Raw genomic sequence first — 23,965 nt, 5'->3', positions numbered from 1 at the left:
AAATTTTTTACTTTTTTGATTTTTGAATTGTGATTAATGATTAAGACATTGCCCAAGCACTTTGTTTCACATTCCCGATTCCCATCAGGGCGTAGCCACCTTGCGCTACACCGCCAACACTGTATGGCTCAATTGCCGGTGCAGGAAGTTGCCTAACCGGAGCGGATGGCTCTGGTGTGTCAACAGGAATTGCCATAGCTCTTGCCATAATTCTTTCGATTTCGGTTTGGTCGGCATTGTCGCCCGGAATTGGGTCAGAAACTGCTCCAAGTTGTGGCATCCAGTCGCGGAGTGCTTTCTTGAATTTGTTTTCTTCTTTTTTATCTTCACCCGGTTTTTCTTCTTTTTTATCTTCACCCGGTTCGTCATCTCCTAAACCTTTTACTTTGCTCTCTGCTGTGGCTAAGTTAATGGTTCTGATGATGAAGAAAGAAGCAATACCTCCAAGAAAAACAGAAAGCAGGTTGTTTTGAACCAGTGCAGCACCTGCTAATGAAGCTGCAGCGATTCCTGCGTTCACATAGATGTTGTCCGGAACTAGTCCTTTTTCTTTGTCTTTTGGTACATCTAACAGCAACTTTTTAACGATGTTTGCACTGATAATTGCTACCGTTACAACCCCTGCTGTTTTGAGGTTAGACACTGCTGTCTCTTTGTTAAACTTATAGTCCATAATTGATAATTTTGGTTAATTTTTTGTTTGGTCTGTATTGATTGATTTTTGTGTTTTGAGGTTTTTCTTCTACTCCTTTTAGCCCACTTTTAGGGTCGGGTGGTAGTGCTTTGTTATTGTTTACCGGTCTGAGCAAGAAGAAACCTGCAGCAAGTGCAGCAGCTCCGCCAACTATCAAACCTGTATAGCTTTTCTTCTCCGGTGGAGTTTCTGGGGCAAGTTCGCGAGAATTGCATCCGAATGCTTTTTTTACAACATCCCAGACTTTGTCTGTGATAGAAGCAAGACCTCCATATATGAAAGTTCCCAATTTCCCGAGCCATGTATGTGGTGGAAATACCTTGTGCCACATATCACGAAGCCACGTGAACCATTTTGCGAGTATGCTTTTACCGCTGTAACTTTCCAAGCCTTCGAGGTTGGTAACATCTTCTTTACCTTCGGCACCATCATAGGCATTTTGATGATCGTCTGTAATGAGATTCATATATTGCATGATGTCCCCAATGCCTATGTTGTATTTGTTCTGAATTTCATTGATTTTTTTATCAACGCTTTCGGATGTTTTATAATTATTAGGATCGTATTTTTTACCAAGCTCTTCTCCAACATCCTCCAGTTGGAGTGAAGATCCTGAAGTGGAAGGATTGCTCTTTTTTAATTCTTCTGCAAATCCCGGATTTTTGCTAAACAACAAATCCATTTTCTCTAATATAAATCCACTTGACATGAATCCTTCTTCTTCTGTTACTGCATCGTTTTGTCCAACCGGTGGCACAAAATCAGGATTGTTTGCTTTACATTTTTCTTGAAAATTTTGCAACAATCCCATTCCTGTTTTAGCAAGAATACTCAAAGTCATTGGGTCAATAAAACCTAATCCTTTTGTGTTGTTATTGCATCCACAGGCAGCTCTGACATAAGCAGGTGTATATAAGCCAGCCACACCGGAATTGTATGGATGCGGGTTTCTGGTACGAGATTGAGTGCCGTTTAATCCGCCAAAAGTGAAAACGCTCGATTGTCCACTGTAAGGGACTGTTTGAATATTCCCGCTATTTATTTGTGTAATAGGTCCAATTGTATTTGATGGTGTAGTTGTGATTACAATCGGACTTGATGTTGACGTTGATGATTGTCCACCGCTGCTCCCGTAATCGGTCTTAGAAGGACCAACTGATGCAGGGGTGTCAGGCAGCGGAGGTGTGGTATATTGATACCTGAATCTGAGGTGCTCGAAAACTTCTTTGGAGCTTGCTATGTAATAAAAGGCACCGTTAGGGGTTACTTCAATTTTGCCGGAATTCAAATATGCCATAAAATCTTTCATGGATATTTGTTTGAAATATTCAAATCTTGGAGTTTTGGTTCGTTGCAAATTTCGATTTACATCATTCATCTCAGGATGATCAGGGTTAGTCCCTGTTTTGGGTGAGTTCCAGTCGAAAGTAACATCGGGATATACAGCTTTGTCGTACATGTTTTTAAAATCTTCCGGTTTTTTGTTCATGCGGTAAATCATAGCCCACCCTCCGCCATCTGCCTTAGGTTTGCCTGTTTTCTGATCCCAACCATCATTTCTGGGCAGACAGAAAAAGGATTTGTCATTAATGTCCGGTTCGATGGCTCTGTCCCAATATCGCTGCATATTAGCATCCATTGCTACTTCTGCAATGGCATGGTCATTTGCTCCCTCTACCATAAAATTAGTGTTATACACGGCATTATTCCAATCTATATGTCCCTGTGCTATTTGTTTTTCCATGTCAAGGGCATCTTGCTCATTAGCCTTATAGCCACAAATTCCACCGGCAGCCATATATAAGGCTGCTTTTGTGATTTGTGAATTGTACAATGCTTGTCCTTTTGTAATGCTTTTGAAGTAGTTTAAAGACTTCTTTTTTAAATCTAACCAATACACGAAAACATATCCATCGTTGCGTTCTAAAGCTAGAAATGTACCTGCATTAGAAGGCGGAAATGTTAAAGAAATGATTCTCATTGACACATCCACTTCTTTTTTCTGATTTGCTTTGTTGGGATACTCCCCAGACAGAAAATTCCAACTTACCCCCTCAAACCAGGGATCATATCCATATAAGCTGCCCAGAACGCGATTGATTGCAAATCGAATATGCCCCTCTTCTGCTAACTCATAAAAAGTGTAGTTTCGGTTGGCATCAATAGGAAAGTTTGTTCCAACTACTCCCATAGCATAGTTTTTTTCAGTTAAAACCTCTTCCGGGAGCGGAGCAGCTGTCAAAATCGCAGAAACCAATTCGGCTCTGTGTTCGTCTAAATCACCTCCCCTTGGTTTGACTTTGTCCCAGGCTTTCATAACCCTGTTCATTCTAGCTTGGGATTCTTCTCTTGCTTTTGGAGGTAAGGAAGCTATTTCTAACTGATAGTCTGTTGCAAAAGCCCATCGGAGCTTTTCAGATATACGACCGGTATTGTTTCTGATTAATTTGAGAACAGCCTTGCGGACCAATGCGGATATAGGACTCAGAGATAAAATAAAATCTGCAATAGCAGCCACCTGTTCCCCGAGCCATTTAGCACCTTTTACGATTAGATCCTTGGTTTTATTTAACAAAGCTTCAACTTCATTTAAAAAGCCTTTAACTACTCCAACAGCCCAGTTGAATCCTTTTTTGAATATGTTTCCAAGGTTTTCTGGGTTTTCCAAATCTGCTTGGATTCTGTCGTGAATTTCTTTTCTTTTTACCGGGTCATGGATGTTGTCTGCAAACTCTTTTAGAGTTGAAATTGCATATTCTTTTCCATCAAAGTTCCTTTCTTCTAACCTTTGAATGGTATTCAATAGGTGGATTTTTACCCTTTCAAAAAGGTCATTGGTAATTGCAATATATGTTTTTGCAGTTTGTTCCGGAGTTTTGCACACGCCTGCAAGGGTTCGTGCAGATTGTCCAAATCCTAAAAATTCTTTTCCAAAATCGTAGTGTCTATCTGCACTGCCAATAGTGTTATAGCCACGAGTATATTCACGTTCTGTGAAATCTTTTAGAAACCTGTATGTTACATTCTTTGGTTCTTCCAAAGGCTGGTCAATCACTGGATCAATGGCATAGAAAGTAGAAGGATTATTCTTGTCTCTATCCGGATTAAAAGTTGCAGGATTTTTTGGAACAATTATGTAAACATGTTGGTAATTGGTCCTGCCATACATTTTCACCACACAGGCATAATGCTTGATTTTTAAATTCTGCAAAATGGTGGAGATAGTGAGTGCGTAGCAATCACAATCACCGGCTCTGTCTGCCCACAAACGAGCAGGAGTGCGCACCTTTTCGGTTGGGTGTATTTCATTGTCATCATCTCCTTCGTATTGGATATGATCGTAGATAAACTTCCAAATATTCTTACACAGATCTTTTTTCGTTGGAGAAATACTTTGAAGGTATTTAGCTAATTTTTCTGTTTGGTATTTGTATTTTTGGGAAACAGAAGCCATTGTTTGGACGGTCAAATACACGTCAGCTTGTTTGCTTACTGTTTTTGTAAAATTATCGGCAGCCGGAAACAAATAGTCAAACTCAAATCCGGGTTTGATATTCCTTTTTCCGCTTGCTGTATATCCTAATACTTGTAGTCTCATCGGTTGTTTCTTTGTTTTAATTTAACATCCAGTTGGGTGCGTCTGCATACGTTTTTGAATAGGCAATTTCCTTTGGTGCGCCACCGATTCCTTTAATTAGGTTTAGTGATTGCATTATACTGGTAACAGTAGAAGGAATAGAAATTTCACCTTCAAAATCTTCTTTGAAAGAAAATCCCATTGCCTTAAAAGTGTTTTCTAATTTGTATTTTACCGGTTTTCCGTTCAATAAATCCGGGATTCGAGCGAACGGAAGGGATAAAAGTTTGAGTGTAAAAGGTACTTCGATTGAAGTTTTTCCTTTTTTGATTGTAAAGTCTATTGGTGTGTCAACTTTTCCAGAGAAAACCCACTGAGTACCGTCCCAAATGTATAAGCTTGCAAGATATTTCTTGACTTTTATTTGTAAAGAACTGGGGTTAATCAGGGTAAAGCCTAATAGAAAATTAAGTCCGGAAACTCCGCTTATTCCTTTGATTTTTAGCCCACTTTTGCCGTTAAATTCAAAATCAAAATTGTCCAAAAAGCTTTTGATTTTGCGGTAAGCAAAAAATCCTGCAGTTGATAAAACTGCAATAATTCCACCTATAATATATGCATTTTTGCTCATTTTACTTTTTTTGGCTTTTATTTTTCAACCAGTTCTTTACGGTAACACTAATGAGAACTGAAAAGAGAACAGTAATCAGAGCAAAAAACATGTGCATCAGCTCGTTAATCACAAAGCCCATGCTTATACCGGCACCTGTCATAACTCCTACAATCTCTTCTGAATGTTCATATAAAACTGATTTAATCGAATCTTTACTCATTTATTTACGTGAAATGAAGAGCAAATTTCAGCGGCATTTTTTTAATGCTTGGAAGAAAATGGGATAAAACGGGAACTCTGGGTGAATTTTACCAAATAAAGTTTGATTTTGTGCTAAAAAAGGAGGGAAAAAAGATTAAAGAGGTTTGGTTAAACCAATTTAAAGTGAGTTAAATTGATACCTTAAAATTATCAGTTGATGAATTGATTTTAGATAAGAATTGTAAATTGCTCTGGGATTGGTTTAGATGTTCTGAAAAGGTACCCAATATTATTTAATCTAATTTTTTAGAAATTAAAATCTCCTTGTAGTGAGAGGGAATATTTAAATTGTCACTTTCTTCCACAATAGTAGAAGATACATGAAATCCATATTTAGAAAATTCATAATTAACTTTAGCCGCAGAAAGAATTAGTCCATCTTCAGTTTTTTCGTCATCATCATTAATTTCAGCCCAAATCAATACTTTCGAATTAGAGAGCTCCATTGCTAAGCGCTTTGGTACAGCTTTCATTGCAAGTATTTCAAGTAAGTAAGTTCCAACTAGTTTTTCTATAAAGAAAGCTGAACTGCTTTTTCTGGCATAATTATGCATAAAAGTTTGATCACCAGAAATAAGAGCATTATAAAGCTCCTTTTTCTGTTTTTCAAGTGCATCTGTCTCAATCAACAACTGATCTACCCTTAGCTCTGAAATCATCTTCTCAAACCATTCGTTTGTTTCAATATGATTTTCTTTATTTAGATTTGTTAATAGGTGCATGTCTTTTTTCTTAAATGAGAACGTTGCAAATGTATTATAATTATTCAAATGCAAAAAATAGTAGGCATAACTATATTGGTATTCTTTTTTCTTTAAGTCGCAGAAATGTATTTCTGCGAACAGTTGAACTATCGCCAGTACCTTCGCATAGCGTATATACATACTGATCGTTTTCCCAGTCAACTTGTATTTCCGCTCCTTCAATGATTTTTTCAAGTATTCGGTTTTGTTCCCTTGTCAGCTTCGGCACTCTGAAACTAAGCCCAGCCGCTAACATGGGTAACCGTTGCACAACCACCTCATTAAGCAAACCAGTATCAAAAACGCCTAAAAAACGGCTTTATTAGAAGCGATTTAAGCAAGGTTTAGTTGAGGAGCGGAGAAAAATAGCTGTGTTTTTGGGTGGCGCTAAAAAGACTTATTTCAATTTGGAGCAGCGTGTTTTCAATAAACCCGAATATTCCTTGCGGAACTGCTAATTCTTGGGCATTGCTCCGGACTTTTTTAGGCACAAATTTCAATAGTTTTTTCAGGTTGTAGGCTAAAGCTGCCATCAATACATGTTTATTGGCTGCTTTCATGCCCCGTGCATATACTTTTTTCATGCCCATAAAGTTGATGAGTGTGCCTAAAACGGGTTCTACCGTGCTACTTCTGCGTTTGGTGAGAAAACGGGTGTAGTTTTTGTCTTTGTTCAGCTTTGCATGCATCTTGTCGTAGAGCGGTTTATGAATGCTGTCATCGATTTTCTTGAACTTACTTACCTTGCCACAACAAGCTTCCCGCAAAGGACATTTCCCACAACTACTTTCGCTGCTGCGATATACTTTCTTTTGATATCCTTTGCTATCGGTTTTAATGCCTTTGAAGGTGAGTATGGCTTTGTTGCCGCCTGTTTTAATACATTCATATTGGTTCTGTTCTTTGTTGTAAATAAATCCTTCTCGTTCTGCTTTGTACTGACCAAAGTTTGGGATGTAGGCATTGATATTGTTTTCTTCTAAATACTGCAATGCTTCACCACTGCTGTAACCGGCATCAGCCAAAACTTCATCTAACTGCAAATGATTTTGTTCAAAGTTCTCTATGGTTTGGTCCATTACTTCTGAAAAAATTGCACTGTCTTTACTCCCTGCAGTGCTGGCACAAGCGCCTGTAATCACATGGTGGGCATCATCAACGGCTAATTGTCCTGCGTAATTCAGTTGCCTGGCTTTGCCCGGTTTTACACTGATTTTCGCATCCGGGTCGGTGGGTGAATAATGCGTGTGGTTGGAAAGGAATTTAGGGCGTATTTCTTCCCCGTCTTCATCTTTGCGCTCGCTCTTGGTGTTGCCGGGCATGCCTTTGTAGGCTTCTTCTTTCCATTTGTGATGCCGCTCTACCAACTTTTTCCTTTCTGTTGTTACCTTAAACTCACTGTTTTCTTCCAGTTCCTTTACAAAGGCGGAGGCATCTTCCAATACTTCTGATTCGACTTCGCTCACCACAAGCTTTTCTACCAAACTATCCATACTGGCATTGGCTTTAATGTAGGCGCTGTCCACTGCTTGGCGTTTGCCGCGTACCATCCCTTTTTCTACACATTTTGAAAGTATTTTACGAAACAATTCCAGAAATACTTCTTCGCCCAATAGCTGTCTTGTTCTTGATATAGTGGAATGCCAAGGCAACTCTTCATTCAAGTCGTAACCTAAAAACAATCGCACATCTAAGCAGTTGCTGCAATAGCGAAGCAAAGCCCTGTCGCTGTTGATATTGTTCAAATAGCCAACTAATAATATCTTAAAGAAAACTACCGGATCAATGCTCTGCTGACCTTCTGTACCATAGTATTTTTTGGTTTCGGAATATAAAAATCCAAACTCTAATTCACGGTTTACTTTGCGGTAGAAATTGTCTTGAGGAACCAAGCCGTCTAAGCTGAGTTCGTAAAAGAGTTGCGGATTGAATTTTTTATGTCCCTGCATAGTGCAAAAATATACATATTTAACTAATTATCAAATTGTTATGACATTTTTTGTATTCTAATTTTTATTTTACTTTTGAGTCGTGCAACAGGTACATGGGCTTGTTCTCACCACCGCTTGACGTGGTAGTATCGGCATTTGTATTTCTATTCATCTGTATCAAGTTTTGAAAGTTAGTAATTCTAAGCCCTGCCTGCGCAAAGCGGGCTGGACGTTACCGGTAATTTTAAAAGAGCGACAATTGTAGATTTTGGCCTCTAAATTCATACAAACACTGCTCCGCTATTCTAATAAGTAACGAACGGCTTATTTTCTCGTTAATAATTCTTTCTCCTTCTGACCGGCATAAACTTGCTTTGATTCCCGTAGAATATTCAAATAACCAATAACTACCTACATGTGGACGTAATGTGTGCCCACCACCCAAACGAATAGCTTTGTTAAGTGCATTCACAGCAGTATCAGAATTAATGCAAGGGTCTGTCAGCTTATCAGTATTGACATCATAATACTGGCGATAAAGCAAACCTTTCACAGATTGGTAAACGGCAGCATGAAAACTACCGGTAACATCACCTACCCGCAAAAGGGGGCTTTGTGCTTCGTCTGACAGTTTTTCGGTTAACTGATTATTCATTTATTCGTATTAAATTTAGTGGTTAAAATCCCCTTCTGCGGGTAGCTGCAAAACGTTAGCAAACATTTTCCAACGCACGCTCAATCTCTCCGGTAATAAGTTTTACCCACTCGAAGAAATCATTATCTAAATAAAGTCTTTGAGAACGCTCATTGAAGTATAAGTATTTACAAGTTCTACCTTCATCGTTTCGCTCCCAAGTCATTTCCCAACATAGCTTTGTCAGGCTGATAGTGTATTCCGGTTCTTTACACCAATCAGTAATTCGCTGCTTGAAGTGCTTTTTATCGGCTTCACTTTCTGCACCCCAAAGAAATACCCGTCTTTCCAACGCTCTTAAACGTTTGCTAACATCAGGTATAGTGCATGCCTGCTGTTCGGGTAATTCAAAAAGTTTAGGTTCTTTATTTTGTTCCTGCATAATTGATATTTTAGTTCATTTTACACGGCACGACACCATACCTGCGGCACGTAATCCCAGTAATATTTTTCGGACGGAATGGAATGGGCGTTCTTACTTCATTGCCTTTTCAATTTCGGCTTGAATTTCGGCTCTGTAATTGGATTTGATTTTAACCCACTCTGATTTGACTTTACTCATTTTTGTGATGCTGCGGTCAATGGTTTTAGTCAGTTCTTTCAGGTGTGGAATGGCTGATTCTTGACCTTGGTATTTATAGGTTTGTAAAATTGTTTCCAGCTCTACCCAAGAAGCCACCAGATTGGAATAATCTTCCTGTTTGTTAATTGTGATTTGTATCATTATATGAAGATGGTTTTAATTTCTGAAGATAAAGTTTGCGCAGGTCATATTCGGTTTTACCGGACATCAAATCGTCTGCTAGTTCTTGCCAGGTGATTTGTGGTTTAGTCCTTCTCACTTCGAGCGAATTGGCAATCGCGCTGACATTTCGCCAAGCTGTTTTGTAGTTTACATCAAAAAGCACCTGATAAACCTTGGTGGACACCCAGAATGGAGTTTTGCTTTCTATTTCGAGAGGATCCATTATTTTTAGTAACATTTAAAAGTACAAAGAAACAATAAAGTTTCCGCGATTACAAGCAATCTTTTCCCAGTTTTGGGAAAAATGTGGAATAAATTAGAAGAATAGTGAAGTGGTTATATTAAATACTTTGCCATAGGTTTTTGGAGCTTACCCGTGTTCTGTTTTTACTTAGCTCAGCCTTCTTAATCTTTGTCACAAACTTCGGGTCATAAGGTGATTTTTCTTTATCCCCCTCAATAATCTCAATATTTTTGTCTGTTGCAGAAAGCAATCGCACCAGTTCCAGTATTGTTTTTCCTGCTTTTGTTCTTGTGCTTAATCTGATTGTTATCATAACAGCTTTTATTTTTTAGATGTTTTAGTACCGCAAAATTAAACTAAAAGAAGTAAAAAACAGTTAAACTTCATCTTCCAAAAACTATTTTTAGGACCTGAAAACCCTGTTTTTAGCCTTTTTTTCTGCTAAACTGTGGCGAACTGTGGCGATTTGTGGCAAAACTGTGGCGATTTGTACGCCTTTAATGTCAAGGCTTTTGGAATTCCTTCCACAGTTGCACAGTTTTTTACTATCCTCTTTTTTATTTTAATATTAAAAAAAAAGAATATAAGAGAAACTGTTCCTCCTGTGCCGGAGTTTTTTTTAAAAAATTCCACAAACGCACTATTTCTCTTTTTTCTGGGGGTGTAGGAGGGGTAAAAAACGCAGGGTTTAAAAGGCAAAAGGGAGAAAAGGAAAACAGCCGGTCTTTTCTCCCTTTTAGTTAAATATGGTTACTACTGTGCCTTATTAGTTGTTTATTCTTATTTTTGTAAACATGAAAGCCACTTCCAAGACTAAGAAAAGCAAGAAATCCTCACTGCGTGGAGTTGAGCATCCGGCAATCCAAGAGGCAATGCGATATATTGAGAATGCCAGAGAAATTCTGAAAGACAAAGCCAAAAAACAAGGTAGATTTTACAACGATCCTAAATATGTGAAAATGGCAGGTAATACCGCATGGAATGGGGTTTTAGTGGCATTAGATGCTATTGTTCCACCCAAACCCAAAAAACAAAGAATGGATATTGACTGGTACAAAGAATATTTGGCTAAGCATAACAAAACAGTCCTGAAGGAGTTTGTTTCCGGGTATAATTACATGCATTTGTACATGGGCTACGATGGGGATTTGGGTTACGTAACAGCACAAAATGGGCTTGAAATGGCAGAAAACATCATCGAGTGGGTAGCCAAAAGAGTGGCTTAAAAATACTCCATTTCCTTATTTTGTAAACATGAAAACCACTTCTAAAACTAAGAAAAACAAGAAAATCTCACTGCATGGAGTTGAGCATCCGGCAATCAAAGAGGCAATGCGATATATTGAGAATGCCAGAGAAATTCTGAAAGACAAAGCCAAAAAACAAGGCAGATTTTACAACGATCCTAAATATGTAAAAATGGCAGGTAATACCGCATGGAATGGGGTTTTAGTTGCATTAGATGCTATTGTTCCACCCAAACCCAAAAAACAAAGAATGGATATTGACTGGTACAAAGAATATCTGGCTAAGCATAACAAAACAGTTCTGAAGGAATTTGTTTCTGGGTACAATCATTTGCATTTATTGATGGGATATGATGGTGAATTAGGATATCCAACCGCTCAGCTTGGACTTGAATATGCAGAAAACATCATCGAGTGGGTAGCCAAAAGAGTGGCTTAATTTCTCATTCATAACATTTTCAAAAAGGATCTTTTGTAAGCCCCAATCGGGTTTTGAACATTTCTAATGTTTCAAAGAAGAAATATTCCACCCCGCCACTTATAAGCCTTCCTCCCCAGTCATGTTTTAAGGAACGAACTCCATCGCGTTCCTCATAGCGCGGATACATAGGGTTTACCGCTATGCCTTTTAACTCACAAAACTTGAATAGCTTCTCTTTAAACTTTCTGCTGTCAATCCATTTTTTTTCCTTTGGAAAAGCATCCAAAAAATTATCAAATAAATCCTTCCGGGCAATCTTTTTGTCTGGTCCAAAAGGAGTAGCATCGTTGCCAATAAAATAACCTGTTGCCCAATCCCAAAACGCAGCTCCAAGCTCTGTTTTGTACTGATTTAGCTTGATTCTTTCATCTTGAATAGTGATTAACCCATGCTCGATATAGGCTTGCAAACAGGCTCCAGCGAAGTTTGCAGACATGTTCCACTGCTTGCCATCCCATTCGTCAAAGAAACGCCTTCCAAAATCATCTGAAGGGCGAAATTCTGCATTATAATAATCTGAGAAACCCACAAAATGCAATCTGTCTTGGGCAGACGGACTGTCCACAACTCCACGCAAGCTGTGATTGGAGCTTATCAATATTTTGGGTGCATCTTCTCGTTTGATTTCTGCTGTGTCTTTGTACATTTCACGCACTTTGAAAACTCCGGTGATGGGTGTGAAAAGTCGCTCTATCGGGAAATTCTGCTTCATGTCGTCAAAATAAACTATGTCCGTTTGTTCGCTCACACCTGCAAAGAGGTTTTTGTCTTTGTCCACGTCCGATGCCTGACCATCAATCACAAAAACTTCTTTGTATGTGCGTAAAAACTCGGATGTAAGCGATTTTCCGCTTCTACCGTGGCTTTGTCCTATCTCTCTGTCTTCTTTGTTGTCTGTCAGAAAAATTGCCTTGGCAACGCTCGGGTTAAAATGTTTGTGCATCAGATAGCCGATAGAGGTCATTTTGTGCAACATTTCGGTGTAGAGCTTTGTCATGTCGCCTTCTGTCCATTCGGAATAGGGAATAGTTCTGTCTTTGTAATTTCCGGTATTTCTCAAAAAAGCTGCAAAGTCAAATTCTTGGATAAATTGTTCTCCTTCTTTTTTGTTCCGGAGCGAATAAACATCCGGTCTGATTTGTTGAAACCTCGGAATATTGCCAAGCAATGTTGGGCTTTGAGCTATTAATTGTTCGCGATAAATAAATCCGGGGGCGGATTGTCGGTCATAACCTTTGATTCCGTCCTTGGTAATCTCCCAAAAACCATTTTCAAAAAACATATAGCCGTTGCTCTTGGTTGGCTTCAAAAAATTTACTCGATCATCCAAGTTTTTTAAACGTTCCAGATTCTTATCCGAGAGCACTCGGTCGTTCCCTTGAAGATAATTTGTAATTTCATATTCACCGGCTGCGTTCAGGAAGTCAATTATCCAATCAAATATTTCTAATGTAGCAATTTTGTTTACAATCTTTTGGTCATAAAAGGCTCTCACAAGCTGGTGTTGATATGGATATTCCTGTGTGGTAATTCTGCCGATTCCGTTGTTTTGCATGAAAATTCGAAATCTGTTAAAATCAATGTGGAAGCGGTCATGATTGTTTTTGTTTTCTTTGGTAATATGTTTTTGCCAGAATTTTTCTTCCGGAGAAAGGGGCTGGGCAAGTTCGTATCCGGGATCATCTTCAATGAGCTTGTATTTTGTTCCGGAATAGAAAAATTCTTCACCGTTTGCTTTGATTCTATCTTTGTGAAAATCTACAAATCGCTCAATGCTCTCTAAGTGGAAAAGCTCCTTTAGCTTTTGTTCTGAATATCCGGTTATGTCGATGCAGTCCACAAATTCGCCAGTGCCATTTGGATCTGTCATTGCTTTTTCGGTGTCGATTTTCAGTTGCTCTTCTTTGCCTTTGAGCCTGCCCATCAGCAAATCATCTACTCCTTTTTCTCCTGTAGTATTTTCTTTGATATAGGAAAAATAGATTTTGAGTTCGATTCCGTTATTATAAAAAGCGTAGAAATGGTTTTTGTAAGTACGGATTGCAGCCAAGAACTGTCGGGAACGGTAGTCCACAGAGTTTTCTGCATTGTTGCCTTTGCCTATTTTAGTTTGCCAGTCTGCATCCATGCGAAAAACCACGTTCTTAGTTCCGCAGGTAGTGATAATCCTGCTAAAATCGGGGTGCAGATTGCCGTTTTCTACAAGGTTGCTAATGCCCATTATACCCACGCTAAACTGTCCGTGCTTGGTGGATTTGTCTGCCTTTTTTTCGCCTTCATCAATGAATAATGTCTCAATGCTTTGGCGGTTTTCAAACCTTTGGATTAGTTGGTCCGGCAACCACACTTGTACACCGCTACCAAGGGGAGATTCATATTTTTTGGGAGCACCTTTTTTGTCCAAATGCTGGTCAGGGAACTGGTGTCTAACTCTGTATAGAGGAATAGGTTTGCCGTAGGCTTCTTTGGTTCTGTATTTCTTTTTGTAGTAGGTAGTTCGGGTTCTGTCCAAGGTGATGTAGTGCAAGATCATGTCATCGCCTGGCACTATACTCCCTGTGTGAATGTCGTAGAATCCGGAAGAATAGCGGTTGATTATTTGCGTAGTGCTGTCATCAATTTTGAGTTTGCTCTGAACGTCCTCTAATGTCAGACCGCTGTTTTGTAGCTGTGTTTCATAAAAATCCACTTTGGCATTTTGTTTTCTGCCGGTAGAAGGTGCATCCGGTTCGGACTTGCTTGTTTCAATAGGAATATTGAGTAGTTCTGCAGCTTTTTTGAGAGCTTCCACAAAGTCCAATTGGTGCAGATTCATCAAATAGTTGATAGGATTGCTGGCTGTAAAATCACAGCTGAAGCATTTTGCAATTTCCTTTTTGGGGCTATAATTCAAGCCCTTGCCTTTGCCCTCACGGTCGCAGTTTGGGCATTTCATGTAGAGGCTGGCTCCTTGTTTCGAAAAACTTTGATTTGTATCTTTTTCGATTAATTCGGCAAATCTCATCTCAGCTTCCGACTTAATTTGGTCGGAATTAAGGATAAATTCTTTCTTCATTCGGTTTCTGTTTTTTTTAGTCTTTTATTCTTCAGTCCAGTTGTTTTCTTCTCTTACCTTTTTGGTTGCTATAGCAAGGAGTTTTCCGAGTTCCACATAAACAGCAAGTTTGTTATTAGACTTTTGTTCAAACTCTTCAGCGAGCTCCTGCTCAATTTCTCCAGATTGTTCTAACTTTTGTTCCATAGATTGGTGGATTTTGTCCTTAGCAGACAAATACATATTGACCAAATGAGTATATTCCTTAAAATTTATCATACTTAATTAAAATACAGCGGATTTCTCACATACTTAACAAACTCTACAGTAGAGCTGATGATGTCATTCCACTTAGTGGGTTTGTGTTTACTCAAAATACTGAGCAAAAAGTCCATTTCGCGGTTGATTATATCCCAGTTTCTGAAAGCAAAGCTTTGAGTGAGCCATATTTCGGAGAAAGCATTATAGATTTTGTTGCAACGAACCACAATCAGCCTCCACTCAGAAGCTCTGGGGTTGTTTGGTTCTTTTTTGAGCAAATGCTGATAGCACAGCATACGATGTTTAGCATATCGCCTAAACAGTCTTGAAGTTTCGTTGATAACAGCCAGTTCCAATCTGGAGTGGAGTTCTTTTTTAGACTTACTTTCCAGCTCGATGCGTTTGTTTGCATCCGGATACTGCACCACCAAAAGGGCAATGTGGTCATTGATTCTTTGTAGTTCCATTGTTCTTTCTGTTTTTAATTATTTGATATATTTTCTCCAGTTCCACCCAGTCGGCAACAGAGCCGTTGTCTAGGATATACTGAATTTTTTCTTGTACTAATTTTTGTCTTTTTTGTGCTTCCAGTTTCAGCCCATTGATTTTTTCGTCCAGCCTTGACTGCGCAAAATCCTCATTGATGCTGCTTGCAGCATCCACAATAGTTTTGAGTCCTTTGAGTAAATTAGCCAGATTATTGCTCATTGTCGTTGATTTTTAGTTCTATTATTTTGGCAAGCTGAATGTATTCGTGGAGTTGTTCGGTATATACACAAATCAAATCAGAATCATTGGTTCTGGTTTTGTGCAGCTTCAGTTTTTCGATTGCATTTTTGACTTTTATCAAATCAGAGTTGAAAGGTTTGTATTTAGCCCCGGACTCGGTCCAGCTTTCAATCACAGGGTTAGCAGAAATGTTGGTTAGTAGTTTGGCTTGGCGTGCGGTGATAATTATTGGTTTTGTCATTGGATTGGTTTATTTTTAATGGTTAGCAAAAATTTTCAGGACGATCTACTTGTTTAAAATGAATCACCCAAACGAAAGGATTTTCATCCCAACTCTGAGCTCCGTTAATTGAACACCAAAGAGAATTGAATGACCAAAATGGAGGCAAACCATCTATAAATAATTGCTTTGGTTTTGAATAATCAAAATATAGTTGTTCATTTTGAGAAGATGACTTTTCTAAAGGCAAGATTCCTTCGTCAATAGATTCATTAAATGTTATATCTTGAAGGCGTTCGCAGCGAATTTTCGTTATTTTGAGAAACAAGCGACAAGCTTTTTTAGGCATAAACATAGGCGGTTTCCATTTGAATTTCCATCCTAATTTTTCTACGTCAGCCTTATAAAAATATTCATTTAGTCCTTTAACAGTAGTTTTATAAAAACTTTCTCTAACCCAAAGCACGTCACCAACTTGACCATAAGGAAATTTCCATTCTTTGCTTTCGCCAGTTTCTAAAACTGTTCCGTTCCAACCTTTTAAAGTGCTTTGAACTGATCGAGGAAAATCAGTATCATTCCAAAGTCCATCATCATCAGGTTGTGGTTTGACTATTCTGCGTGTTTGTGTTTTTCTTCCGGATAAAATAGCTTGCACCATTTCAGTTGAAAATGGAATTGGATGGCAAACTATATTTGAGCGATTAGTTATATTTGTTTTTGTCATTGGATTGTTTTTTTAGTGGTTAGGTATTATCTGAAATAAATCGTAATGCTTCTATTGCATCAGATTGTCTAATGAATTCGACTTCCAAATGACCTGTTATGTCATATTTTATGAGTCGAGGTATTATTTCGGAAAAAGCAAGATATTCGAGCATCATTCCTTTAGCAAATATTTCACTCTCATCTTTTGTTCCTAATATAATTGTGCTGCCTTGAAGTTTCATAATTCCTTAATCTTCCACAGTCATATCATCTTTGAGTAATTCTTTCATTCTGCGTTCGACAGCGGCTTTGCTTGCAAAACCTTTTTCCAAAATTCGATAGTCTTGCATACCGCTTTTAATCTTGATTTGGAGTCTGAACATGTCCGCGCGGATTATTGAAAATCCGGACTTCATTAATTTGAGATGATCCTTTGCATTCATAACTTTTATTTTTTAGTGATTAATTTTATATTGATTTTCAATTCCTGACATAATTCGTCAAAGCTTGGCGGAGTGATTGCAAATAGTTTGAGAATACCACAGCACTCAAAATAGTTCAACCCCTTGCGGTCAATCCAACTACGAGAAACTCCATATCTATCTATATACTTGATTGCATAAATCCCCAAAATCGGGAAGTTTATCTTAAGTAAAAATGCATCATAATTATTATCAGGATTCATAATTAAAACCCTATCCTCAGACACTGTTAAATCAAAAATTGGTTTCTGTTTCATTTCGCTGTTTTTTTAATTAGTGATTAATTTTTTTTGTTTTCATCACTCCTTTGTCGTCTCGATAGTGGATGATTTGGATGTTTTTTCTGCCTCGAGTTAGTTTGCGGTTATTTCCAAATTTCATTCTTCTTGGAAAATCCTTCATAAATAGTTTCTCATTCATTTCGTATGTATTTTTTATATAGTAATTTTTTTCACAATTCATAATTCAAAATTCTCTCTCACCGCATTTTCTTCAGCTTTGATTATTTCATCAATTTGAGATTCTATCTCATGGTATTCGTCTGCGATTTTTTTGGGGATTAATCCGGTTCGGTCTCCTCGGATGCAAGCACGGATATAATTCATCCCAAATCCATACTTGCGGTGCAAGAAGTCAATAGTCTTGGGGCTGTAGTTGTTTTTATTATTTTTTGACATACTTTCGTTTTTTAAATCTGTACCTTGAACGGTGCAAACTAAATAAGATATTTTCTATTAACCAAGAAATAAATAGAATATTTTCTAAATTCAAAATTTATGACACTAGAAAGAATAAAAGAATTCATTGACTACAAAGGGATTAGCATTAAAAAATTTGAAGAAATAATTGGTTATTCAAATGGAGCTTTTGCATCTCAATTAAAAAGAAAAAGAAGTATTGGAGTAGATAAGTTAGAAAATATCTTATCATTTTTTCCCGAAATAAACCCCAACTGGTTAATCACCGGAGAAGGAAATATGCTTTTGTCTGAGTCCGAAAACGGACTTGGCGGAGCAACCCGGACAGGTATTCCTCTGGTGGGAGTGGAGGCAGTGGCAGGCTTTGGCAACGAGAGTTTTGCCATCAGCCAAAGCGATGTGCTGGGCAACTACGCTGTGCCAGAGTTTGCATCAGCCGACTTTATGCTCCCGATCACAGGAGACAGCATGGAACCACTCTACAAAAAAGGGGATATAATAGCCTGCAAAATCCTCCATGATGCAACTTTCCTGCAGTGGAACAAACCACATATCCTCGCTACTAAGGAGCAAGGTCTGCTGTGCAAAAGACTCAAACCATCCGCCAAACCACAACACTACCTCGCTGTGAGCGAAAACAAGGAATATGACCCATTTGATATTCCTAAAAACCAAATCACCGGAATCGCACTCATTATTGGACTTATTAGATTAGAATAACTAAATGAATACAGAAGAAAAAATATTGCAAGTAACCCAAATCATCTACGATAGGTTGCACGTGGCTCTATACCACCACGGAGTGAGCAATACTCAGCTTGCCCAAATCCTGCAAGTACACCCCAAGAGCATTACCCGAATGCTCCGTAACCAAACCCTTACCCTTGCACAGTTCCTTCAGCTGGAAATCAGCCTCGACACTAAACTGCTGTCTAGTGCACTCTCCACGCCCAATATTGACGAGGTTGTTACTTTTTCAGAATTGCAAAAAAACGTTGAAAACCTACAAAAAAACATTTTAAAACTCCTTGACAACCAACATGATAAAACACAATCCGAACCCTCATAACCCAAAGGTCGCAGGTTCGAGTCCTGTCCCCGCTACTGAACGAGACAGGTCATCAATTTTGGTGACCTGTTCTGGTAATGTTTCAGATGTGTTGATTTTACATTTTAACAATCGCAAGTAATTGAAAATTAACATTATTTAAGTCTTGACCCCCAGGGCCCACCACTCAAGCGGGTAAAATTAGTTGGTTGCGCGACCCCTTGAACGGTATCAGTACTTCTACTTTAGCAAATGCCATTGTGTCTAATTTCGGCAATCCGATGGATATTGATGCAGTACTTGCAGTATTGGGTCAGAGTTTGATTGAAGGTGCGTTTAGTTTTGGGGAGTTAATTGGTTTTATGGAATGTATGAATGTGCCAGGACTTAGCAACACTTTGGCAAACAATTTTAGCAATCAGGGTTTGTTGCATCAATTGATAGTGAGCAATGCAAGTCAGGAGTATTTGTTGGTGTTGGCAATGCTCAATGATACGGACTTTGTGAAGTATGTGGCAGAGAATTATAGCTATTTGGTGGCGGAGGCGGTGCGCAAGTTGGAGGGGATAAGTGTGGAGCAGTATTTGGCATTGGTTAAGAAGCACTATGGCGATGGGGTGATGGGGGATTTGTTGACTGCATTGGGTGCGGATTTGCAGTTCACTAAGAAGTTTGTGCTCAATGAACATCATTTGTATGGTAGTAGCCGTTTGGGTGTTAAAACCCATAAGAGGGTGCTGTTGCAGAAGGAGTTTAGCATTAGTGGGTTTGAAGAAACAGGCGAAATTATTGTGGATGAGGTGACAGATTCGCTTGTTTATGTGCGAAGTGAGGTTTATTTTTGTCGTGTGTTGGCGCAAAAACAATATGAGATGAGTAATCATTTGGGCAATGTTCTTGCTACGGTGCTTGACCGAAGAACAGGTGTTTTTGATGAAACCGAAGATACGGTGATGTATTATGAGGCGGATGTGGTGAGTGCAAAAGCTTATTATCCCTTTGGCAAAGCAATGATGTCCTACAGTAATCCCGAATTTTCGTTCGCTTATGCTTTCAATGGAATGGAGCGAGACGATGAAACAGATTTAACAAATTTTGGGGCAAGGTTTTATAACGGAGATTATGGAAAATTTTTGAGTGTTGACCCACTTGTACATAGTTTCCCTTTTCAAACTCCATATTGTTATGCAGCAAATCAACCTATTTGGGCAATAGATAAAAATGGAGAAGTTAAAGTAATAGTAGTTACACGGGAGTTGCAGCCAGACGGGTCATATGCAAATTACAAGGCAGAATTTGAAGTTCTGACATTAGAAGATATTAAAGGTATTTCAAGGACACCCGTAATTGTTCATAGAAATGCAGTTAATGAAGCATATCAAATAAATGCAAATATGACTGGTTACAAAACTAAAGTTACCAGTTATAGTATAGACCAAGAATCAGGTTTAACAGTTGGCGAAAAATTAAGAAAAGACCATTTGTACATTTATTATTTAACACAAATAATGATAAACAATCCTTTAGGTACAGGAAAAATGGCAAGTGCAACCCAAGATAGAGATTTTTATACTGGAGAATACAAGTCTGATTTAACGAAGATTACTGAATTTGCGACAGGAGTTGTTACGATGTTTTTTACAGGAAAAGCCGCTACAAAAGGCACAGAAGAGTTATTAAAAAAGATGATAAGTTCATTCTTAATTAATGCAATTGACCCTGGCACAATGATGAAGGAAATTTATAAAACATTAAATTTAACTGAAAAGCAAATTCAGGTCACAAACGCTTATACTGACAAATTTATTAGAGAGGGAAATACAAAATCATTAGAAACATTGCAAAAGATACTTGTTGATGCAAGCAATAGCGAGAACTATGATTTAAAGACAGAGTTAAAAAATCAGTTAGGTATAGACATAGATATGCCAACAGATTCAAATGAAGCTGTTAATCAGGTGGTAAATTATGACGGAGCTACCAATTAAAGTTAAGGGCTAATGCGCAAAATCATATTCAATAACATAATATCAATAATAGATACTGTTTTGTTTTACTTGGGCGGATTCTATTTTTTTTTAACAACAGGGCATATATTACTTCTCTTTAATGTTGACTTTTTAGGATTGTTAAAAGATTGTTCTTTTAATTTAGAAGTAGGTGCTAAATATGTATCTTATGAAAAGTTTTTAATTTGTGAAATATATACAAGTGGCTATAAGAAGCTGGTATTAAGTTTTATTATGTTGGTTATTTGGGCATTGTTTATACTCGCTTACAAGTGGAATAACAAGTATTACAAGAATGTAGGAAATGAAAAATAAAGATAATGTTCCGAATTGATATTTAGAAAATAACTAAAGAGCGGATATAAAGTCCGCTCTCTTGTTTGAGAGCGGTAATGTTTCAGATGTGTTGATTTTACACTTTGCAAACTGCAAGTAATTGAAAATTAGCATTATTTAAGTCTTGACCCCAAGGGCCCACCACTCAAGCAGGAAAAATTAGTTGGTTGCGCGACCCATTAAACGGTATCAGTACTTCTACTTTAGCAAATGCCATTGTGTCTAATTTCGGCAATCCGATGGATATTGATGCAGTACTTGCAGTATTGGGTCAGAGTTTGATTGAAGGTGCGTTTAGTTTTGGGGAGTTAATTGATTTTATGGAGTGTATGGATCCGATTGCTTTGAGCAGCACTTTGGTAAATAATTTTAGTAATCAAACTTTGCTATTGCAATTGATTTTGGACAATGCAAATCAAGAATACATACTGTCATTGGTGATGAGCCGTGACCCTGATTTTGTGAAAGAGGTAGCGGAGAGTTACCCCTATTTGGTGGCGGAGGCGGTGCGCAAGTTGGAGGGGATGAGTGTGGAGCAGTATTTGGCATTGGTTAAGAAGCACTATGGAGATGGGGTGATGGGAGATTTGTTGTCTGCTTTGAGCGGGGATTTGTTGTTTACTAAGAAGTTTGTGCTCAATGAACATCATTTGTATGGAAGCTCGCGCCTTGGGGTTAAAACCCACAAGCGGGTGCTGCTGCGCAAGGAGTTTAGCATTAGTGGGTTTGAGGAAGACGGGACTTATATTGTGGATGAGGTGACGGATTCGCTTGTTTATGTGGCTTCGAGTGAATACTTTTGTAGGGTGTTGGCACAAAAACAATATGAATTGAGTAATCATTTGGGCAATGTTCTTGCTACTGTGCTTGACCGTAGAACGGGTGTTTTTGATGAAGGGGCAGATACGCTGATGTATTACACCGCAGATGTAGTGACAGCAACGTTATTCTACCCGTTCGGTATGAGTATGATGGGGTATAAAAATGAGGAGTTTTCCTACTCCTTTGACTTTAATGGTAAGGAGACGGACAGCGAAACTGGTTTGCAGGATTATGGAGAAAGGATTTACAATAAAGCTATTGCCAGATTTCTTAGTGCAGACCCCTTAATAGTTAAGGGACAACAATATCCTTGGTATTCTCCATACCAATTTGCTGGGAATATGCCAATAATTGCTATAGATTTAGATGGTCTAGAAGAATTTGTAGTTCAAAGAACAGTTGTAAGAAATTCAAGAGGTCAGACTATAGTATTAAGAGTTGATTGGGTTTATATTGAGGAATCAAATAGGTTAGTTAAAAACAAAGGAGTTGGTTTTGTATTTGATGATGCATCTCCAAGACGAGGTAATTTGAATATAAGAGGAAATAGGAGGTTTTTCAATCGGAAATATTTTAAAGATAGGAGAGATAAGGAAGTAAGTGAAGGACTCCAAACAAGATTTATGGATATAAAATCCGAAACACATTATAAGCTTTTAAGTGATAGGGATTTTAGCCAAATGTCAGAAAGAGAAAAAAATGGTTCCATTTCTTATAACTTTAATTTTCAAATCACTTTTAACTATGATGGCGGAAGAAATATTTCTCAGTTTAGAGAAAGAGTGAATAGAGATGCTACTTTATTTAATAACCTGGATAATTTATCAGCTATATTAGTTGGAGACAATCTATCTACTATTACAATTACAGGAATGGCAAGCAATGTTCCAACAAATATTGGTGGAGAAGAGCCTAATACCACTTATGAAAATAATAAAAAACTTGCAGAGCAAAGAGCACAAGCTGCTAAAGAATGGATAATTGCACATATAAAAGATGCATATGGTGTAGATATTGACCCTGCAAGAATTATAATAAAAACGGAGGTTGAAGCGGAAGATTCTACAGATAATAATGTCGATAGGCAAAATCAAGGCACTAAATTTGAAATTACACATTCATCACAATAAACAACCTGATTATGAAAATACAGTTATTGGTTCTAGTTATTTTAGTAACTCAAACAATAGGCATAAAAGCGAATTCGGAATCTTATAATTTATGGACAATTCATCATTATGATTCAATATCTTACGATTATCAAGGAGTGGCTAAATCAGAGTTGGACAATAAACTACTTAAAGACAAGAATAGCCTAAATATTAAAATTCTTTATATCCCTAATAATGATAAAAAACCTATAAGTAATCAAAAATTCAATCCTACTGTTTTGTATGATAAAATAAAATACTATATTGCGGGTAACGTAGGCATAGTTCATTATGGTAATTTAGTTGATAGTACTGAAGAAGCAAGAAAAAAAGACATTCTTTACATGGCAAAAGAATTGTCAATTAATTTTGCAGACTGTGGCGCAAGAAACTTTAATGCCTTAATATTTTCTTTTGGTCAAATATGTGATTGCAATCATAATGAGGAACTACCTGATGGAAAATGGCTATTAGTTCTAAATCGTTATGGAGATACTGTAAATTTAGGAACTAAAAGTTTAATTAACGGTAAATTAAATGGATTTTTAATTGAAAGAACTATTGAAAATAAAATTGTAAGAATAGTAAAGTTTAGACTAGGACGTATAATAGACACTTCTTATTACTATGGTTATCAAAGAGATTCGGGAACAGATTTTTTTTTAGAACTGAATGAAAACGCAGCGTTAGCAACTTTTAAAATAATTAGTGTCTTTGACTCGTCTACTGATAATAACAATATTCCGAACGAAGTCATATATTTTAACCAAAATAACCAATTAATTGGTTATTATAATAAAGGGCTAAATGAAGAAGTTTATTATTTTTATTACCCATCAGGATTAGTACGTAATATGTACTTTGTCTGCAAAGACACTCACAACTATTGTGGATATTCGTATGAATATAATAGTGAAGGATTACTTTGTTCTAAAACTCTTTTCGAAAATGGAATTATAGTAGAAGTTGAAGAGTTTAATAGATGTGATTAAGTGGATAGGGTAGTGTTTCAGATTTGGTGTTTTGGCAAAAACAAGGAATTAACCTGCTGAAAACCAAAGAAAAGTATCTTTCAGCAATAACAAAAAAGCGGATATAAAGTCCGGTGCAACCTCCCTCATTTTCTTAGAAAACCAGTCCGAAATTTCGGATGGGTGTTGATGGCAAAGGGCTTTGGAGGTTTTTAAGAAAATACTCCTTCGATTATATAGGTTAGAAATGTTTACTCAGAAAATGC

At 37.7% G+C, this 23,965-nt stretch carries 30 protein-coding genes; 7 read left to right on the top strand and 23 right to left on the bottom strand.

Annotated elements, in window-relative coordinates:
* Positions 1-40: 40 nt before the first annotated feature.
* The 12 genes from M9892_07585 to M9892_07530 all read right to left on the bottom strand — a co-directional run bounded on the left by M9892_07585 (position 41) and on the right by M9892_07530 (position 9,815).
* Positions 41-673: a hypothetical protein gene (locus tag M9892_07585; GenBank protein MCO5254206.1), complete on the bottom strand. Its 633-nt coding sequence runs from the start codon at positions 671-673 to the stop codon at positions 41-43.
* Positions 663-4,292 carry a hypothetical protein gene (locus tag M9892_07580; protein ID MCO5254205.1) on the bottom strand — a complete coding sequence of 1,210 codons (3,630 nt, stop codon included), beginning with the start codon at positions 4,290-4,292 and terminating at the stop codon, positions 663-665. Before M9892_07580 ends, M9892_07585 begins: the two co-directional genes overlap by 11 nt.
* A gap of 16 nt (positions 4,293-4,308) precedes the next feature.
* On the bottom strand, positions 4,309-4,902 hold the full coding sequence (locus M9892_07575; protein ID MCO5254204.1) for a hypothetical protein: 594 nt from the start codon (positions 4,900-4,902) through the stop codon (positions 4,309-4,311).
* Between the two features lies 1 nt (position 4,903).
* Entirely contained in the window at positions 4,904-5,104 is a 201-nt protein-coding gene (locus M9892_07570) for a hypothetical protein (protein MCO5254203.1), read from the bottom strand.
* Positions 5,105-5,378: 274 nt separating this feature from the next.
* Positions 5,379-5,867, bottom strand: a complete 489-nt coding sequence (locus tag M9892_07565; protein MCO5254202.1) for a hypothetical protein — start codon at positions 5,865-5,867, stop codon at positions 5,379-5,381.
* 70 nt (positions 5,868-5,937) lie between these two features.
* Positions 5,938-6,144 (bottom strand): hypothetical protein, encoded by a 207-nt coding sequence (locus M9892_07560; protein MCO5254201.1) that lies wholly within the window; start codon positions 6,142-6,144, stop codon positions 5,938-5,940.
* Between the two features lie 88 nt (positions 6,145-6,232).
* Positions 6,233-7,837 (bottom strand): IS1182 family transposase, encoded by a 1,605-nt coding sequence (locus tag M9892_07555; protein ID MCO5254200.1) that lies wholly within the window; start codon positions 7,835-7,837, stop codon positions 6,233-6,235.
* A gap of 226 nt (positions 7,838-8,063) precedes the next feature.
* Positions 8,064-8,474: a hypothetical protein gene (locus M9892_07550; GenBank protein ID MCO5254199.1), complete on the bottom strand. Its 411-nt coding sequence runs from the start codon at positions 8,472-8,474 to the stop codon at positions 8,064-8,066.
* A gap of 55 nt (positions 8,475-8,529) precedes the next feature.
* Complete coding sequence (locus M9892_07545) at positions 8,530-8,895, bottom strand: hypothetical protein (GenBank protein MCO5254198.1); 366 nt, start codon at positions 8,893-8,895, stop codon at positions 8,530-8,532.
* A gap of 93 nt (positions 8,896-8,988) precedes the next feature.
* Positions 8,989-9,237: a hypothetical protein gene (locus M9892_07540; protein ID MCO5254197.1), complete on the bottom strand. Its 249-nt coding sequence runs from the start codon at positions 9,235-9,237 to the stop codon at positions 8,989-8,991.
* The gene (locus M9892_07535) at positions 9,218-9,481 is read right to left on the bottom strand and encodes a hypothetical protein (protein ID MCO5254196.1); all 264 of its coding nucleotides are present in this window, start codon (positions 9,479-9,481) and stop codon (positions 9,218-9,220) included. The genes M9892_07540 and M9892_07535 overlap by 20 nt, the downstream gene beginning before the upstream one ends.
* A 118-nt stretch (positions 9,482-9,599) precedes the next feature.
* Positions 9,600-9,815: a hypothetical protein gene (locus M9892_07530; GenBank protein MCO5254195.1), complete on the bottom strand. Its 216-nt coding sequence runs from the start codon at positions 9,813-9,815 to the stop codon at positions 9,600-9,602.
* Between the two features lie 481 nt (positions 9,816-10,296).
* Here M9892_07530 and M9892_07525 point away from each other — a divergent pair, with 481 nt between their 5' ends.
* Positions 10,297-10,728 carry a DUF5618 family protein gene (locus M9892_07525; GenBank protein MCO5254194.1) on the top strand — a complete coding sequence of 144 codons (432 nt, stop codon included), beginning with the start codon at positions 10,297-10,299 and terminating at the stop codon, positions 10,726-10,728.
* Between the two features lie 28 nt (positions 10,729-10,756).
* Entirely contained in the window at positions 10,757-11,188 is a 432-nt protein-coding gene (locus M9892_07520; protein MCO5254193.1) for a DUF5618 family protein, read from the top strand.
* Between the two features lie 19 nt (positions 11,189-11,207).
* Here M9892_07520 and M9892_07515 read toward each other — a convergent pair whose 3' ends face one another.
* Genes M9892_07515 through M9892_07465 form a run of 11 tightly spaced genes read right to left on the bottom strand, consistent with a single transcriptional unit; the run spans position 11,208 to position 17,341 of the window.
* Complete coding sequence (locus M9892_07515) at positions 11,208-14,285, bottom strand: CHC2 zinc finger domain-containing protein (GenBank protein ID MCO5254192.1); 3,078 nt, start codon at positions 14,283-14,285, stop codon at positions 11,208-11,210.
* A gap of 24 nt (positions 14,286-14,309) precedes the next feature.
* Positions 14,310-14,543 carry a hypothetical protein gene (locus tag M9892_07510; GenBank protein ID MCO5254191.1) on the bottom strand — a complete coding sequence of 78 codons (234 nt, stop codon included), beginning with the start codon at positions 14,541-14,543 and terminating at the stop codon, positions 14,310-14,312.
* 2 nt (positions 14,544-14,545) lie between these two features.
* Positions 14,546-14,992, bottom strand: a complete 447-nt coding sequence (locus M9892_07505; protein ID MCO5254190.1) for a hypothetical protein — start codon at positions 14,990-14,992, stop codon at positions 14,546-14,548.
* Positions 14,970-15,233 carry a hypothetical protein gene (locus M9892_07500; protein ID MCO5254189.1) on the bottom strand — a complete coding sequence of 88 codons (264 nt, stop codon included), beginning with the start codon at positions 15,231-15,233 and terminating at the stop codon, positions 14,970-14,972. Before M9892_07500 ends, M9892_07505 begins: the two co-directional genes overlap by 23 nt.
* Complete coding sequence (locus M9892_07495; protein ID MCO5254188.1) at positions 15,223-15,495, bottom strand: hypothetical protein; 273 nt, start codon at positions 15,493-15,495, stop codon at positions 15,223-15,225. The genes M9892_07500 and M9892_07495 overlap by 11 nt, the downstream gene beginning before the upstream one ends.
* Before the next feature lie 22 nt (positions 15,496-15,517).
* Positions 15,518-16,201, bottom strand: a complete 684-nt coding sequence (locus M9892_07490; GenBank protein ID MCO5254187.1) for a hypothetical protein — start codon at positions 16,199-16,201, stop codon at positions 15,518-15,520.
* Positions 16,202-16,220: 19 nt separating this feature from the next.
* Positions 16,221-16,424 carry a hypothetical protein gene (locus M9892_07485; protein MCO5254186.1) on the bottom strand — a complete coding sequence of 68 codons (204 nt, stop codon included), beginning with the start codon at positions 16,422-16,424 and terminating at the stop codon, positions 16,221-16,223.
* A gap of 6 nt (positions 16,425-16,430) precedes the next feature.
* Positions 16,431-16,625, bottom strand: a complete 195-nt coding sequence (locus tag M9892_07480) for a hypothetical protein (GenBank protein ID MCO5254185.1) — start codon at positions 16,623-16,625, stop codon at positions 16,431-16,433.
* Between the two features lie 5 nt (positions 16,626-16,630).
* Positions 16,631-16,921 carry a hypothetical protein gene (locus M9892_07475; protein ID MCO5254184.1) on the bottom strand — a complete coding sequence of 97 codons (291 nt, stop codon included), beginning with the start codon at positions 16,919-16,921 and terminating at the stop codon, positions 16,631-16,633.
* Positions 16,922-16,937: 16 nt separating this feature from the next.
* The gene (locus M9892_07470; GenBank protein MCO5254183.1) at positions 16,938-17,084 is read right to left on the bottom strand and encodes a hypothetical protein; all 147 of its coding nucleotides are present in this window, start codon (positions 17,082-17,084) and stop codon (positions 16,938-16,940) included.
* Between the two features lie 38 nt (positions 17,085-17,122).
* The gene (locus M9892_07465) at positions 17,123-17,341 is read right to left on the bottom strand and encodes a hypothetical protein (GenBank protein MCO5254182.1); all 219 of its coding nucleotides are present in this window, start codon (positions 17,339-17,341) and stop codon (positions 17,123-17,125) included.
* A gap of 99 nt (positions 17,342-17,440) precedes the next feature.
* Between M9892_07465 and M9892_07460 the strand changes: the two genes are divergently transcribed.
* From M9892_07460 to M9892_07440, 5 genes are all read left to right on the top strand, one after another.
* On the top strand, positions 17,441-18,082 hold the full coding sequence (locus M9892_07460; GenBank protein ID MCO5254181.1) for a hypothetical protein: 642 nt from the start codon (positions 17,441-17,443) through the stop codon (positions 18,080-18,082).
* Positions 18,083-18,086: 4 nt separating this feature from the next.
* A complete protein-coding gene (locus M9892_07455) occupies positions 18,087-18,431 on the top strand; it encodes a hypothetical protein (GenBank protein MCO5254180.1) in 345 nt (114 codons plus the stop codon).
* 200 nt (positions 18,432-18,631) lie between these two features.
* Positions 18,632-20,398, top strand: a complete 1,767-nt coding sequence (locus tag M9892_07450; protein ID MCO5254179.1) for an RHS repeat-associated core domain-containing protein — start codon at positions 18,632-18,634, stop codon at positions 20,396-20,398.
* 524 nt (positions 20,399-20,922) lie between these two features.
* Complete coding sequence (locus M9892_07445; protein MCO5254178.1) at positions 20,923-22,707, top strand: hypothetical protein; 1,785 nt, start codon at positions 20,923-20,925, stop codon at positions 22,705-22,707.
* A gap of 11 nt (positions 22,708-22,718) precedes the next feature.
* On the top strand, positions 22,719-23,720 hold the full coding sequence (locus M9892_07440) for a hypothetical protein (protein ID MCO5254177.1): 1,002 nt from the start codon (positions 22,719-22,721) through the stop codon (positions 23,718-23,720).
* Positions 23,721-23,965 lie beyond the last annotated feature (245 nt).

Source organism: Bacteroidota bacterium (genome assembly GCA_023957335.1).
Lineage (GTDB): Bacteria > Bacteroidota > Bacteroidia > NS11-12g > UBA955 > JALOAG01.
This window is presented reverse-complemented; position numbering and strand designations above follow the sequence as displayed.

Excerpts from the sequence above, each read along its gene's own strand:
- M9892_07585 (MCO5254206.1), bottom strand. The coding sequence starts at position 673 with ATGGACTATAAGTTTAACAAAGAGACAGCAGTGTCTAACCTCAAAACA.
- M9892_07580 (MCO5254205.1), bottom strand. The coding sequence starts at position 4,292 with ATGAGACTACAAGTATTAGGATATACAGCAAGCGGAAAAAGGAATATC.
- M9892_07575 (MCO5254204.1), bottom strand. The coding sequence starts at position 4,902 with ATGAGCAAAAATGCATATATTATAGGTGGAATTATTGCAGTTTTATCA.
- M9892_07570 (MCO5254203.1), bottom strand. The coding sequence starts at position 5,104 with ATGAGTAAAGATTCGATTAAATCAGTTTTATATGAACATTCAGAAGAG.
- M9892_07565 (MCO5254202.1), bottom strand. The coding sequence starts at position 5,867 with ATGCACCTATTAACAAATCTAAATAAAGAAAATCATATTGAAACAAAC.
- M9892_07560 (MCO5254201.1), bottom strand. The coding sequence starts at position 6,144 with ATGTTAGCGGCTGGGCTTAGTTTCAGAGTGCCGAAGCTGACAAGGGAA.
- M9892_07555 (MCO5254200.1), bottom strand. The coding sequence starts at position 7,837 with ATGCAGGGACATAAAAAATTCAATCCGCAACTCTTTTACGAACTCAGC.
- M9892_07550 (MCO5254199.1), bottom strand. The coding sequence starts at position 8,474 with ATGAATAATCAGTTAACCGAAAAACTGTCAGACGAAGCACAAAGCCCC.
- M9892_07545 (MCO5254198.1), bottom strand. The coding sequence starts at position 8,895 with ATGCAGGAACAAAATAAAGAACCTAAACTTTTTGAATTACCCGAACAG.
- M9892_07540 (MCO5254197.1), bottom strand. The coding sequence starts at position 9,237 with ATGATACAAATCACAATTAACAAACAGGAAGATTATTCCAATCTGGTG.
- M9892_07535 (MCO5254196.1), bottom strand. The coding sequence starts at position 9,481 with ATGGATCCTCTCGAAATAGAAAGCAAAACTCCATTCTGGGTGTCCACC.
- M9892_07530 (MCO5254195.1), bottom strand. The coding sequence starts at position 9,815 with ATGATAACAATCAGATTAAGCACAAGAACAAAAGCAGGAAAAACAATA.
- M9892_07525 (MCO5254194.1), top strand. The coding sequence starts at position 10,297 with ATGAAAGCCACTTCCAAGACTAAGAAAAGCAAGAAATCCTCACTGCGT.
- M9892_07520 (MCO5254193.1), top strand. The coding sequence starts at position 10,757 with ATGAAAACCACTTCTAAAACTAAGAAAAACAAGAAAATCTCACTGCAT.
- M9892_07515 (MCO5254192.1), bottom strand. The coding sequence starts at position 14,285 with ATGAAGAAAGAATTTATCCTTAATTCCGACCAAATTAAGTCGGAAGCT.
- M9892_07510 (MCO5254191.1), bottom strand. The coding sequence starts at position 14,543 with ATGATAAATTTTAAGGAATATACTCATTTGGTCAATATGTATTTGTCT.
- M9892_07505 (MCO5254190.1), bottom strand. The coding sequence starts at position 14,992 with ATGGAACTACAAAGAATCAATGACCACATTGCCCTTTTGGTGGTGCAG.
- M9892_07500 (MCO5254189.1), bottom strand. The coding sequence starts at position 15,233 with ATGAGCAATAATCTGGCTAATTTACTCAAAGGACTCAAAACTATTGTG.
- M9892_07495 (MCO5254188.1), bottom strand. The coding sequence starts at position 15,495 with ATGACAAAACCAATAATTATCACCGCACGCCAAGCCAAACTACTAACC.
- M9892_07490 (MCO5254187.1), bottom strand. The coding sequence starts at position 16,201 with ATGACAAAAACAAATATAACTAATCGCTCAAATATAGTTTGCCATCCA.
- M9892_07485 (MCO5254186.1), bottom strand. The coding sequence starts at position 16,424 with ATGAAACTTCAAGGCAGCACAATTATATTAGGAACAAAAGATGAGAGT.
- M9892_07480 (MCO5254185.1), bottom strand. The coding sequence starts at position 16,625 with ATGAATGCAAAGGATCATCTCAAATTAATGAAGTCCGGATTTTCAATA.
- M9892_07475 (MCO5254184.1), bottom strand. The coding sequence starts at position 16,921 with ATGAAACAGAAACCAATTTTTGATTTAACAGTGTCTGAGGATAGGGTT.
- M9892_07470 (MCO5254183.1), bottom strand. The coding sequence starts at position 17,084 with ATGAATGAGAAACTATTTATGAAGGATTTTCCAAGAAGAATGAAATTT.
- M9892_07465 (MCO5254182.1), bottom strand. The coding sequence starts at position 17,341 with ATGTCAAAAAATAATAAAAACAACTACAGCCCCAAGACTATTGACTTC.
- M9892_07460 (MCO5254181.1), top strand. The coding sequence starts at position 17,441 with ATGACACTAGAAAGAATAAAAGAATTCATTGACTACAAAGGGATTAGC.
- M9892_07455 (MCO5254180.1), top strand. The coding sequence starts at position 18,087 with ATGAATACAGAAGAAAAAATATTGCAAGTAACCCAAATCATCTACGAT.
- M9892_07440 (MCO5254177.1), top strand. The coding sequence starts at position 22,719 with ATGAAAATACAGTTATTGGTTCTAGTTATTTTAGTAACTCAAACAATA.